This window comes from Aurantibacter sp. UH7, assembly GCF_056839165.1.
This window is the reverse complement of sequence record NZ_CM166388.1, coordinates 4333642-4347107: the sequence shown is the minus strand read 5'-3', so window position 1 is coordinate 4347107 and position 13466 is coordinate 4333642. Positions and strand designations below refer to the sequence as shown.

The 13466-nt window shown below is 34.2% G+C and carries 10 protein-coding genes; 2 read left to right on the top strand and 8 right to left on the bottom strand.

Annotated features, from left to right (window positions below; all coding sequences use genetic code 11):
- Positions 1-130: 130 nt before the first annotated feature.
- The 4 genes from UH7x_RS18450 to UH7x_RS18435 form a co-directional block, all read right to left on the bottom strand.
- Entirely contained in the window at positions 131-2911 is a 2781-nt protein-coding gene (locus UH7x_RS18450; protein ID WP_482361401.1) for a gluzincin family metallopeptidase, read from the bottom strand.
- A 77-nt stretch (positions 2912-2988) separates the two neighbouring features.
- Positions 2989-3675 carry an LOG family protein gene (locus UH7x_RS18445; RefSeq protein ID WP_482361400.1) on the bottom strand — a complete coding sequence of 229 codons (687 nt, stop codon included), beginning with the start codon at positions 3673-3675 and terminating at the stop codon, positions 2989-2991.
- A gap of 58 nt (positions 3676-3733) precedes the next feature.
- Positions 3734-6583: an excinuclease ABC subunit UvrA gene (gene uvrA, locus UH7x_RS18440; protein ID WP_482361399.1), complete on the bottom strand. Its 2850-nt coding sequence runs from the start codon at positions 6581-6583 to the stop codon at positions 3734-3736.
- Between the two features lie 74 nt (positions 6584-6657).
- Positions 6658-7434: a TIGR03915 family putative DNA repair protein gene (locus UH7x_RS18435; protein ID WP_482361398.1), complete on the bottom strand. Its 777-nt coding sequence runs from the start codon at positions 7432-7434 to the stop codon at positions 6658-6660.
- Between the two features lie 300 nt (positions 7435-7734).
- Here UH7x_RS18435 and UH7x_RS18430 point away from each other — a divergent pair, with 300 nt between their 5' ends.
- Positions 7735-8499: an XRE family transcriptional regulator gene (locus UH7x_RS18430; RefSeq protein ID WP_482361397.1), complete on the top strand. Its 765-nt coding sequence runs from the start codon at positions 7735-7737 to the stop codon at positions 8497-8499.
- Between the two features lies 1 nt (position 8500).
- Here the strand turns inward: UH7x_RS18430 and UH7x_RS18425 are convergent, their stop codons facing one another.
- Genes UH7x_RS18425 through UH7x_RS18410 form a run of 4 tightly spaced genes read right to left on the bottom strand, consistent with a single transcriptional unit; the run spans position 8501 to position 12001 of the window.
- Positions 8501-8929: a GNAT family N-acetyltransferase gene (locus UH7x_RS18425; RefSeq protein ID WP_482361396.1), complete on the bottom strand. Its 429-nt coding sequence runs from the start codon at positions 8927-8929 to the stop codon at positions 8501-8503.
- Between the two features lie 38 nt (positions 8930-8967).
- Entirely contained in the window at positions 8968-9678 is a 711-nt protein-coding gene (locus UH7x_RS18420) for a hypothetical protein (RefSeq protein ID WP_482361395.1), read from the bottom strand.
- Positions 9679-9682: 4 nt separating this feature from the next.
- Positions 9683-11368: a gamma-glutamyltransferase gene (ggt, locus tag UH7x_RS18415; RefSeq protein ID WP_482361394.1), complete on the bottom strand. Its 1686-nt coding sequence runs from the start codon at positions 11366-11368 to the stop codon at positions 9683-9685.
- A gap of 48 nt (positions 11369-11416) precedes the next feature.
- Positions 11417-12001: an acyl carrier protein phosphodiesterase gene (locus UH7x_RS18410; protein ID WP_482361393.1), complete on the bottom strand. Its 585-nt coding sequence runs from the start codon at positions 11999-12001 to the stop codon at positions 11417-11419.
- A gap of 76 nt (positions 12002-12077) precedes the next feature.
- Between UH7x_RS18410 and glmM the strand changes: the two genes are divergently transcribed.
- Complete coding sequence (gene glmM / locus UH7x_RS18405) at positions 12078-13466, top strand: phosphoglucosamine mutase (RefSeq protein ID WP_482361392.1); 1389 nt, start codon at positions 12078-12080, stop codon at positions 13464-13466.

The following is a 13466-nucleotide window of genomic DNA, read 5'->3' as shown; positions in this document are numbered from 1 at the left end:
TAACAAAAACTTTTTTGCAATGCGATTTGTGCTATATAAAGTTAAATCCTTTGCAATATTTGCATTCAAAAAATATCGGTTTTCAATGTATTTAATTGAATATGATAAACTTATAAATTATTTAATGCTTTTAAAACCATTTTCTAGTAAACAGACCAATTAAGGTTCTTGGACTAAGGGTAACTACAAAACGTATTTTTTCTCCGTAACTAGGTTGTGAGACTTCCCAGCCATTATTGGAATACATGGGTAGATATAGTTCGAAATAATCGGTTAATAAATTTAATCTAATACCAGAGTCATAAACGAATTTTTCATTTTGATTTCTATTCTTAACAAAACCGATGTCCCCGTAAACTTCTATCCATCTCCAAAGGTTAACACTAGCATTTGCTGTGGCTATCCAATCGTTCGAAAAGCGATATCGTTCATCTAGAAATGATTTAAACCCACCTTCAGCTATGATTATTTGTTGACTGTATAGCCCTGAATTTTCAGACCTGCCCAAATAACTATAATCAAATAAATAGTCCGTTGGACGGTCTAGCGCGAAGTTGAAAAAATCTACACCAGGATCAATTTTGTTCCTTAAAAATTTACCTGCAAAAAAACGAAGGTTTAATTGTCTGTTACTTTGAAATAATTTTCGGTATTCCCATTCAAATGATAATTTTGTGAAAATGCTGGACTGCTGTGCATCAATTAGCCAAGATGAATAATCGATTATGCCGTTGTTGGAATTGAAGAAGCGTGCATTTATAACGCTATAATCTGGATTGGTATCTAAATCGTCCAAACTTTCATCAATGGTTCTAAATACATTTATAAACCTTAAGTTGAGGATTTTTCTTTTATTGGACATTAAGTTTTTTGGACGCCAACCAAGTGTAAGTGAGGGTGTTATGGTGGAGTATCTTGAATTCACTTGAAAATGTGATGTTGAGCCACCCAAAGAATAGCTAGTTACATAATGTCCGCTCTTACCATGGTATTGTTTGTAAGATATTCTACCTGAACCAACAAAGGATTTATCACGCAGGGCATACGATGGAGAGAAATCATAAACGAATGGTCTTTCTAAAAGTGTTTTATTGTAAATACGTAATCCGGGAGACCAACCATCATATATATTAAAACCTAGTACGGGAACATAAAATATTTGATTGTAGTAAGGGTCTTCAGCGTCTTTTAAAAATTGAAATTTCAATTTCTTATTACTAGACAAAAAGCCTTTTAAGGATTTCCAATTATCCCGTTGATTGAATTCAGGAATCTTCTGATCATAATTGAGAACTAACCTTTCGGCGCTGCTTCTTGCTATGGTTACAGTGCTGTCTTCAGTAATATTTGAGAACCAATATTTTGAAACTACAGAGTCTTTTTTTAAACCAAATAAAGAAATAGGAACGTTTGTTCCCGTTTTATTTCTAAGTGTCACTGTTAATGAGTCTGGTGATTTTATTACTTTTTTTATTTTAAAATCAATTCGCTCATCGGTGCTTACATAATCATTGAAAAACCAATCAATATTAGTATTTGCAGACCTTTTCATAATTGATTCAAAATCAATAATCTTGACTTCGTTCAATTTATAATACTTGAAGAATGTCTTAATTCCTTCATCAACTTTTTCTTCACCAATATAGTTTGCCAAATATGCCAAACCGAGTCCTGCTTTATAATTGTTGGCTATTTTTTGATTGAATTTTAATAAGGAATCATTTGGCGTTGTTAATGGTTGATCTATATTTTTTCGAGCCATCAACATATAGAGAAGAGGGTATTGTTCATTAAAGTCCATTTGTGCAAGATGGAAACTACGAACGCCCCATATTTTACTCAACTTACCCAATAACTTTTGATCGGGGTAAAATTCTTCAACATACTTTATCATCAAGTAATTGGCGATAGCGCCAGATAGCCATTTTTCTTTTCTTGGGTTTAGATAAAGCGATTCGTTAAGAATGACATTTAGAGCGGTTTTAAGAAACTTCATTTCATATTGAAATTGCTCTCCGTATGGTCTTATAAAAGAAGGTAATTGGTTTATACCATAGAGTGGGTTTTTATTATACTCTAATTCGCTAACTAGTAAATCTTTATGTGGATACTCTCCTAAATTTTCTACAATAAACTTTGAAACTTTTTCTATTGATAAACCTTGTGAGAGTTCATCGTAACGTTTGGCTTCAATATCCGTAGTTACGGTCATAAAGCTATTTACATGTGTTGTAAACCGTTTTACTGGCGATAATATGAGTTCACCACTTTTTTGATTTTGGCTTTGCAACTGTACTTGTTGACCACTAGGAAATTGTGTACTACCTAATACCAAATAATTCGATTCTACATATAGACCTTTCGGGCATACTAAATTAATCGTGGTTTCTGTAACACCTGTATATAAGTCTTCCAAATTTTTGTTAGAATACAAGTGCCATTTTCCATCATATACAGCAGGAGTGAGGTACCAGTCTTTTAAATAATAGCCTCCTTTGCTATCATAACCATAAGGCGTAAATTTATTTTGTGGTAGAATTACGTTATAGGTAATAAAAACATTTACCGAGGCTCCCGGAGGCAGCGGTTCATTAAGATACATTTTAAGTATATCTTTCTCGCTTGTTCGATCTAATCGAATACCTCGATATTGATCATCAACTACGGTCAACATTTCTGTAAAACCCCGCTCACGTTGTTTTGCTAAATGAAGGCTTCTTTTGAATTCTTCTGCAAATCGTTTGGCTAGTCCAGTATCTTTATCGGAGTATGCGTGCGCCCAGTCGTTAAAATATAGTAGTTCTAAAGTATCGTCGGAGTTGTTTTTGTATGTAAACTCTTGCTGTATATTTATAGTTTTGGTATCACCATTCAATTTGGCCGTAACTTGATTAATGTGTTGTGAAAACATGCAGTTAAACCCCATAAAGGAGGTAACAACACACAAAAATATTTTGATATTTACAGCTTTTTTCAAATGTATACTTATTAGAAATTTGGACTTAGTTGATGTCCTTTGTAGAATGAATCTATTATATCAACAACTTCCTGTTCATTATCAGCTATAGTAATAAGATCTAAATCTTCAGGACTAATGTTGCCCGCTTCCAGCATGGTGGTTTTTACCCAATCAAATAATCCACCCCAAAATTCAGACCCAACCAAAATAATAGGGAACTTTTCAATTTTATGAGTTTGTATTAAGGTTATCGCTTCGAAAAGTTCATCTAAAGTTCCAAAGCCTCCTGGCATTACTACAAAACCCTGTGAATATTTTACAAACATCACTTTTCGTACGAAGAAATAGTCAAAATCAAGACTTTTATCATTATCAATATATGGGTTGTCATGTTGCTCAAAAGGAAGATCAATGTTTAACCCCACAGATGTGCCACCTGCAAGATGGGCACCTCTATTTCCCGCTTCCATAATACCAGGTCCACCACCAGTAATTACGCCATAACCCGCTTCGGCTATTTTTTTCGCAATACTAACTGCTAATTTGTAATATTGAGTATCTTCTTTTGAACGTGCTGAACCAAAGATTGATACGCATGGTCCAATAGCACTCATTTTCTCATAACCGTTTACAAATTCACCCATAATCTTGAATAAGGCCCAAGAATCATTGGTTTTAATTTCATTCCAACCTTTGTAATGTGTATCGTTTCTCATTAATAAAATTTTATGTTGCTCTCTTGAAAAGAGAATCAAATCTAAATAATTATCAAACTTATTTAATTGTTCTTTTGGGAAATAATTCTTCTTTTAAAAACTTCGCAGTATAACTTTTCTTGTCTTTTGCAACTTTTTCGGGGCTGCCTTTCGCTACAATCATTCCTCCGCCACGACCCCCTTCATAGCCAATATCAATTATGTAATCTACCATTTTAATTACATCCATATTGTGCTCAATTACTAAAACAGTATTTCCTTTGTCTGTCAAACGGTTCAAAACTTCCATTAAAACTCTAATATCTTCAAAATGAAGTCCTGTTGTCGGTTCATCTAAAATATAAAATGTATTCCCAGTATCACGTTTTGACAGTTCAGTGGCTAGTTTTACACGTTGTGCCTCACCACCTGATAATGTAGTAGATTGTTGGCCGAGTGAAATATAGCCTAAACCTACATCTTTAATGGTTTTAAGCTTCCTATGTATTTTGGGTATGTTCTCAAAGAAGTTTACCGCTTCATTAATAGTCATTTCAAGTACATCTGAAATGGACTTTCCTTTATATCGTATCTCTAATGTTTCGCGATTAAAGCGTTTGCCATTGCAAGTTTCACATTCTACATATACATCAGGTAAAAAATTCATTTCTATTACTCGTAATCCTCCACCTTGACATGTTTCACACCGACCACCTTTAACATTAAAACTAAACCTACCTGGTTTGTAACCTCTAATGGCGGCCTCTGGAGTTTTAGTAAATAAAGAACGTATTTCACTAAATACGCCAGTGTACGTTGCAGGATTTGAACGCGGTGTTCTGCCTATTGGAGACTGGTTAATATCAATTACCTTATCAATATGTTCAAGACCAGTAATCTTTTTATAAGGCATCGGTTTTTTAACACCATTGAAATAATGGGCGTTCATAATAGGGTAGAGGGTCTCGTTGATAAAAGTGGACTTCCCACTACCTGAAACTCCTGTAATGCCAATCATCTTTCCTAAAGGAAATGTTGCGCTTATATTTTTTAAATTATTACCTGTACAACCAGATAGTTTTATTTCTTTCCCGTTACCTTTTCTACGTTCTTTTGGTACCGCAATTTCCTTTTTACCAGTAATATAATCTGCAGTTAATGTATTAAAAGTGGGTAATAAAGAAGGTTTACCTTCAGAAATTATTTCACCACCATGTTTTCCAGCCTTCGGTCCAATATCAATTACATGGTCGGCACGTTCAATCATATCTCGATCATGCTCCACTACAATTACTGAGTTACCAATATCTCGTAATGCCTCTAAAGACTGTATTAGTCTGTTATTGTCTCTTTGATGGAGCCCAATACTTGGTTCGTCTAAAATATAGAGTACTCCAACCAGTTGTGAACCGATTTGTGTTGCAAGACGTATTCTTTGCGCTTCACCTCCAGAAAGCGATTTCGAACTCCTATTTAATGATAGATAATCTAGACCGACATCTAATAGGAAACGAATACGTGTTCGTATTTCTTTTATTATTTCTTCAGCTATTTTCTTCTGATTGCCAGAAATATTAGTAGCTAGTTCTTCAAAAAAGACAGCTAATTCTGCTATATCTAAATGTGCTAGGTCTGCAATGTTTTTATTGGCAATTTTAAAATAAAGAGATGCCTTTTTTAATCGAGCACCATTACATTCGCTACAAACTTCTTTATTCATAAAGTCTTTAGCCCAACGCTTTAAACTAGTGGATCCCGATTCATCATACTGCGATTTTATAAAGTTTGATATGCCTTCATAATCGATTTTGTAAGTTCGTTTTACACCTAATGTTTTGGAATCTATTTCAAAACTCTCTTGTCCACCATAAAGTAGTATTTGAATAGCCTCATCTGAGATTGAAGAAATAGGATCTGTTAGCGTAAATCCATAGCGTTGCCCAATAGTTTCAATCTGTCTGAAGGCCCAAGAATCTTTATAATCACCCAAAGGGGCAATACCGCCGGATTTAATGGATAACTTTTTATCTGGAAAAATCTTATCTACGTTCACCTCATGCACATGGCCTAAACCGTTGCAATGTGGACACATTCCTTTTGGAGAATTAAATGAAAATGTATTCGGTTCGGGTGATGGATAAGAGATCCCTGTTGTTGGGCACATTAAGTCTCTACTAAAGTAACGGGGCTCTTTTGTTCCTTCTTCAAGTACCATTAATACATTTTCACCACTATACATAGCAGTGTTTATTGTTTCAGAGAGTCGCTTATCTAAGTCCTCGCTATCGGTAACTTTTAAACGGTCTATAACAATTTCAATGTCATGCGTTTTATAGCGATCCACTTTCATGCCTTTAACAATATCCATAATAGCGCCATCTACACGCACTTTTACAAAACCTTGTTTACCAATTTGTTCGAAAAGTTCACGGTAATGTCCTTTTCTGGATTTAATAATAGGAGAAAGGATGTTTATTTTTTTGCCAGCAAAATCTTGTATAATGAGCTCTTTTATTTGCTCATCACTATAACTAACCATTTTCTCACCGGTATTGTAACTATGCGCATCACCAGCACGAGCAAAGAGCAATCGTAAGAAGTCATAAATTTCGGTAATAGTACCAACTGTAGATCGTGGTGATTTTGAAGTTGTTTTTTGTTCAATAGCAATTACTGGTGAAAGGCCATCAATTTTGTCAACGTCTGGTCGTTCTAAACCTCCCAGAAACTGTCTAGCATACGCTGAGAAAGTTTCAATATAACGCCTTTGGCCTTCAGCATATATGGTGTCAAAAGCCAAGGAAGATTTCCCACTACCCGATAGACCAGTGATAACTACTAATTTATCACGTGGTATTGTAACATCTATATTCTTGAGGTTGTGAACGCGTGCGCCTCTTACCTCAATATTTTCTTCGTATTCCGTCATTAATTTGGCAAAACCGCAAAGGTATGGTTTTGAGAAGTAATACCAAGCTTACTGGCATTTCAACCTACAATAGACTAAACCGCTTCTCTTTTTAATATATAATCATCTTGTTTTGCGATAGGTTTCTGTTGTTGAAGTAATTTTTTATTGATTAACGACTGAATAGATATGCTCTTGAAATAATTGTCAAATAGCTCCTGATAACTAAAATCGACTTCGTCTGATGTCCCCATAGAATGATTATAAGAAGCATAGAACTCTTGCAAATCGAGTGAAATTATTTCTACTTTCTCTAAATCGTAATAAATTCCATAATTACGTTTTATATCATAAATTAACCATTGTTCTTCATTGTATTTAGAACGGTAATGTTTAGAAATTAATGGTAAAATATCAAACTCTGGTTCGATATTTATAAAATTAATACGGTCTTGAGTAGACATAAATTTAGAAAAAGCCTCTATATGTTGTTTTTCTCGAGTAACATTTTTAACCAATTGTAGAATTTTAACTTCAATAGGATTAGAAAATTCGGTAGGAAAGGCTTCGTGTTGCCCAAATAATTTTTTAAGATATTTAAATAATAGTATTTCAACACCCGGAGTTTCACTTTGATATGCGAAATATATGTTCTTAATGGCGGCTGAGCTTTTTTTCTCTACACCATGCCATACACGTTTCGCTTTTTCAAGATTCGTGAATATAGTTTTAGTTTCAATAAAAAGACCACTTTGGTTATCTGAATTTTTTTGAATGTAACTAACCGTAATATTCCTTTCAAATGCAATATATACAGCTGTTAGAAATCCATTAAAACTTCCGTCATAAATTAAAATCTTCGAATTTTCCATAGCTAATTATTTTATAGTTTAACTGCTGAAATTTGTAATTATTCCAAAATTATGGAAATAATCCTAATTATGGAAATAATCCAATAAATATTTTGGAAATATTCCAAATTTACTATCTTTGGTAGTGTACAATGGTGAATAATATAGCTTTATTCGAAGCCAAGTTGTTGATTATGAATGGTTTTTATTAGTTCAATTAAACCATATGGAAATATTCCAAATTTCTATTTTTTGGATGGTATTACTCGGTTTAGTAATTAATCGCTTATCTCACTCAATTGTAATTAAAGATTCTTAGTTATGGAAAATGAGTTAACGCTTAAACGATTTACAGATATTCGAAGAGGATTGGGTTATACACAAGCCGAATTTGCTAAGTTGTTGGGTATTTCGAGTACAACAGCTGATATTGAAAGAGGACGTACAAAACTTTCTGGTAAAGTAGTTGCTGAACTTTTAAAACAGTTTAAAATTAATCCACTCTGGTTATTTGGTGAAAGCGACCAACAATATTTAGAAACCTCCAAAGCCAGTGTAATTCCTAAAGTGGTTACTGTAGATTCTTCAGATAGAGAAAATATTGTATTGGTTAATGCTAAGGCAGCTGCCGGTTATCCGCAAAATATTCAAGATGTTAGTTGGTATCGAGAACTTCCTGCATTTGATTTGCCTATTCCAGAATTTAGAAATGCATCATATCGTGGGTTTCAAGTGGAAGGAGATAGTATGCTACCTAATTTAAAACCTGGAGAATGGGTGCTTTCCAAGGCCGTGGATAGTATTGATAATGTTAGTGCAAATAAAATGTACGTTGTGGTTTTAGAAGATGCAGTACTTGTTAAAAAGGTTATATGTAAACCTAAATCGAATAATGTTACTTTGGTCTCATTGAATGAATCGTATCCACCTTATGAAATTAAACCTTTTCAAATTCAGGAAATTTGGGAGGTAAGTAGTAAAATAACCTTTGGTGTTGATGCTACAACAGAAACTGGCCTTTTGCGACAATTACAAGCATCTATGGAAGAATTAAAAACACAAATTCACAAACAACAAGCAAGTTAAGTTAGTTCAAAATAAGCCGATACAATCCGCTGTCTTTTAATTGAAATCCTAAACTTTTATATAAGTTTATTGCTGCAGTTCTATGATGGCCCGAAAACAATATAATTTCATTTAATTTCATTTTTTCGGCTTCTTTAAGAAGCTTTTCCATTAATTTTCGCCCCAAACCTTTGCCTCTATAATTATTTGATACAACAACATCTTCTATCATTCCTTTATGACCAGAAATTACTTTGTAAGTAACCATTGCGGCCATTGCAATTATGGAATCGCCTTCTTTACAAATTGCTAAAACAATTGTGTCATTGTCTTTAAGTGTTTCTGCTAATGACAACTGTTTTATACTCGAGTTCAGTTCATTGAATAATTCTTCAACTTGTTTTTGAATGTTTTCATTGATTTCACCTCGTCGAAGAATTGATATAGTCATTGCTACTTTAATTTATATTAATTATTTAAATCAAGTTATTAGTTATAGGCTCTAACATTACCCATATCTAAAGTCATACTACCAATCTTATGACTTGCGGGCAGAAAGAGTCCGTTTTCCATAACTTGCCAATCGTCCCAGGTAGCTTCTAATCCTCCAATTGGAATAATTTTAACCCACATTTGATAACTTTCTGGAAAACCGTTTGCATTCAATTTCCATAGATATGAATCACCAGGAGTTGTTCCGCCAGATGAATATGTAACCATTAATGCTTCTGAGCCGTCTTCTAATTTAACAATACTTCGAGTAGTTCCATTATCAAAAATTTTAAATGGGGCTACTAACCAAAATGAGTCATTATTAAAGTAACCTTGTGCAGTTTTAATTAAATTATCCAAATCATTAGGTTGAACTGTTATATCATTTTCTGTAGCAGTACTTTTTGACGGTTTATTCAGATTTAGATTTACTTTGTAATCATCCCATGATACCAAAACCATTCCATTCTTTTTATCCCATTTATATTTGTGTTTTCCACCAGCAAAAGACCATTCTAAAAAACTTGTTTTTTCATAAAGATCATTGTTTATAGTAGTTAGCATTTGGGTTGCTAATTTGTCGGCACCGACTGTATTATTGGAATCGGGTAGGGGTTTGTTAAAAATAAAATATGCAACTACAAGGGCTATCAAAATAACACCTAATATAGCCCCCGCAATTTTTAATAGTCTTTTAAATAACTTCATAATATTAATATCCTATGGCTGTATCATCACCTCTTTTATCAGCACCACCTTCTAAACTGCCGTCTTCTAAAATTCGAATTGCATCAACTTTACCAATTATGGGGGTGCGTTTTTCGTTGATGATATAGCCTTTAGTTTTTAAATTATTTTTTAGTTCAGATGAAAACCCGTCTGGTTCAAATATTATAGCATCTGGTAACCACTGGTGGTGGAAACGAGGTGCGTTTACGGCCTCTTGCATACTTAAATCAAATTCGTAGACATTAAGAATGGTTTGGGCGACTGCAGTAATAATGGTAGAACCACCGGGAGTGCCAACTACCATATATAATTTTCCATCCTTTTCGACTATAGTAGGGGTCATACTACTTAGCATACGTTTTTCAGGGGCAATAGCATTCGCTTCAGCTCCTACTAAGCCAAACATATTAGGGATACCTGGCTTAGCGCTAAAATCATCCATTTCATTATTTAAAAAGAAACCTAATTCATTGGAATATAATTTAGAACCATAACCTCCATTAAGTGTTGTTGTAGCAGAAATAGCCGTACCCTCCGAATCTACTATTGAATAATGCGTGGTCTCCATGCTTTCAACAATTTCAACTTCGCCATGAGCTACATCCGCCGATTTTGTGGCTTTATCCCAAGAAAAGCTTTCCATTCTTTCTTTCAAATAAGTATCACTTAGTAATTCATCCATTGGAATATCTACAAAGTCAGGATCTCCTAAAAAGAAATTTCTATCTGCATATGCTCTTCGCGAAGCTTCTGTGAATAATTGGACGGTTTTTTCAGAATTATGCCCAAAAGTCGACACATCATGAGGTTCCATCATCTTAAAAATCTGATTTATGGTAAAGCCACCACTACTAGGCGGACTCATAGAAATAATTTTTAAATCGCGATAATTAAAAGTCACTGGAGTTCGCCATTTGGCCTCATATTTTGCTAAATCTTCTTCAGTAACAAACCCTCCTTTCTCTTGAATAAATGCGGCTAGCTTTTTTGCTGTTTCACCTTTATAAAATCCATCACGACCATCTTTTGCAATACGTTTTAAAGTAGTAGCCAACGCTTGATATTTTATAGTGTCTCCTGCTTTACAAATGGTAGGGAAAACTAAACTATCTCCATTTACCTCTATCATTAATTCGTGGTAACCTGCTAATCGTTTTGCTTGCTTTTCAGTAACAATAACGCCTCGTTCAGCTAAAGTTATTACAGGTTCTAATATTGTTTCGAAAGGTAATGAACCAAATTTTTTATGTACTTCAAAAACACCAGCAACCGTTCCAGGTACGCCAATAGCAGTAGCGCCTACTGTGCTCATTTTTGGAACAACGTTACCTAAGCTGTCGAGATACATATCAGCATGTGCAGCAAGTGGCGCTTTCTCTCTATAATCTATAGCACCTGTAGAACCATCTGCTTTTCTATAGACCATAAATCCCCCACCTCCTAAATTTCCTGCAAAGGGATAGGCAACAGCCAATGCTAATTCTGTTGCTACCATAGCATCAAATGCATTCCCCCCTTGTTTTAAAATATCGGAACCAATTTTTGAAGCTTCTTCTCTCGCAGATACTACCATTGCTTTTTTCGTTACAAGTCCAGTTGGTAGTACTGGTGCCTTACGGCAATTTATAAGTAGTAATAATACAAAGGAAATCAAGAGTGTTTTTTTCATAGGTTTAAAATTTAGAAATGAATAAAAAATCTTGGTCTTTCATGCTAGTTAGAGTGAATTGAATTTTTGTTTCGAGTAAACCCGTAGCTCTTCGAAAAAATCTGTAAATTCTTTTTCAAAATCTTCATAATGTTCTTCAAGATCAAGAATGGCAAAATTCATTTTAGATTTATTTTTGGTCCGTCTATTAACACCGTTTAAAACTCTTCCGATTCCTTCCATTTTCGAATAATTATAAAGCCAATTGTCAGTAATCATATACGGCATCATATGCTGCACACCATGTGGCAATATTTCAAAATTATCTTCTAAAAGGTCATAAAATCGGTCGGCAAAAACTTCTAAAGGTTCATCTGAATACTTAGCCCAATTTTTAGCTAAAAAATGATCATAAAAGATATCGACTATCACCATACTATAATGACTGTAATTTTTATGCAATCGTTTACTGCTAATCTTTGGAATAACGTGTGAATCGGTATAAGTATCGATTTTTCGATGTAACATAATACCCTTCTGAATGCGCTCAGGTAAATGCTTGTATTTGTTTCCTCGAATGCTATCGGCAATAAAATTACCTATACTAATTTCGTCATCTCCAAAAGAGAGGTATATATGGGCTAAAAAATTCATATGGTCGAATTTACAAATTTGTTCCGACGGAATAATCTAGGTACTTGTATATTTGCACAAAAAATCACATTAACCTATGACATTAATAAAATCGATTTCAGGAATTAGAGGAACAATTGGCGGAAAACCCGGTGATAACTTAACACCCTTAGATGCTGTAAAATTTGCAGCTTCTTATGGTATTTGGCTAAAAGAATACTCTAAAAAGAATAAATTAAAAGTAGCCATTGGGAGAGATGCGCGTTTGTCTGGAGAAATGGTACAAAATTTAGTGGTTTCTACTTTAGTGGGACTTGGAATAGATGTTATTGATTTAGGTTTGTCTACGACACCTACAGTAGAAATAGCAGTGCCTCTTGAAAATGCTGATGGAGGAATTATTCTCACAGCAAGTCATAATCCAAAACAATGGAACGCCTTAAAGCTTTTAAATGAGAAAGGTGAATTTTTAGATGCGGCACAAGGAGCAAAAATTCTTGAAATTGCTGACAAAGAAGATTTTGACTTTTCGGAAGTTGATGATTTAGGTGAAATTTTAAAAAATGATGCCTATATCGATATTCATATTGATGAAGTATTGGCCTTGCCATTGGTAGATGCAGATACTATTAAAAAAGCGAAGTTTAAAGTTGTTGTTGATGGAGTTAATTCTACCGGAGGTATTGCTATACCCAAGTTACTTGAAGAATTGGGTGTCGAAGTTGTAAAATTATATTGTGATCCAACAGGTCATTTTCCACATAACCCAGAACCTTTAAAAGAACATTTGGGTGACATTTGTGAGTTGGTGCTAAAAGAAAAGGCTGATTTTGGAATTGTTGTTGACCCTGATGTGGATCGTTTGGCATTTATAAGTGACGATGGAGAAATGTTTGGAGAGGAGTATACTTTAGTTGCTTGTGCTGATTATGTGTTAGGAAAAACCAAAGGAAATACAGTTTCTAACTTGTCTTCTTCCAGAGCTTTACGCGATATTACCGAAAAACATGGTGGTACTTATGAGGCTTCTGCGGTTGGTGAAGTAAATGTAGTTACTAAGATGAAAGCTAATAAAGCTATTATTGGCGGTGAAGGAAATGGTGGTATTATATACCCAGAAAGTCATTATGGACGTGATTCCTTAGTGGGTACGGCATTATTTTTAATGCTAATGGCTGAAAAAGGAGGAACTGTAGCCGAATTACGAGCAAGTTATCCTTCCTATTTTATGGGAAAGAAAAAAATTCAACTGACACCCGACTTGGATGTTGATGCTATTTTAAAAGGAATGGCTGAAAAGTATAAAAATGAAGATATCTCAACTATTGATGGTGTAAAAATTGATTTTGCTGAGAATTGGGTGCATTTAAGAAAGTCGAATACAGAACCTATTATTAGAATCTATACTGAAGCTAAAAGTCAGCAAGAAGCTAATGATTTAGGCGATAGAATAATTTCGGAAATTAAAGAAATTGCAGGTATCTAG

Excerpts from the sequence above, each read along its gene's own strand:
- UH7x_RS18435 (WP_482361398.1), bottom strand. The coding sequence starts at position 7,434 with ATGGAAAATTCGAAGATTTTAATTTATGACGGAAGTTTTAATGGATTT.
- UH7x_RS18425 (WP_482361396.1), bottom strand. The coding sequence starts at position 8,929 with ATGACTATATCAATTCTTCGACGAGGTGAAATCAATGAAAACATTCAA.
- UH7x_RS18445 (WP_482361400.1), bottom strand. The coding sequence starts at position 3,675 with ATGAGAAACGATACACATTACAAAGGTTGGAATGAAATTAAAACCAAT.
- UH7x_RS18450 (WP_482361401.1), bottom strand. The coding sequence starts at position 2,911 with ATGTTTTCACAACACATTAATCAAGTTACGGCCAAATTGAATGGTGAT.
- ggt (WP_482361394.1), bottom strand. The coding sequence starts at position 11,368 with ATGAAAAAAACACTCTTGATTTCCTTTGTATTATTACTACTTATAAAT.
- UH7x_RS18410 (WP_482361393.1), bottom strand. The coding sequence starts at position 12,001 with ATGAATTTTTTAGCCCATATATACCTCTCTTTTGGAGATGACGAAATT.
- UH7x_RS18430 (WP_482361397.1), top strand. The coding sequence starts at position 7,735 with ATGGAAAATGAGTTAACGCTTAAACGATTTACAGATATTCGAAGAGGA.
- UH7x_RS18420 (WP_482361395.1), bottom strand. The coding sequence starts at position 9,678 with ATGAAGTTATTTAAAAGACTATTAAAAATTGCGGGGGCTATATTAGGT.
- uvrA (WP_482361399.1), bottom strand. The coding sequence starts at position 6,583 with ATGACGGAATACGAAGAAAATATTGAGGTAAGAGGCGCACGCGTTCAC.
- glmM (WP_482361392.1), top strand. The coding sequence starts at position 12,078 with ATGACATTAATAAAATCGATTTCAGGAATTAGAGGAACAATTGGCGGA.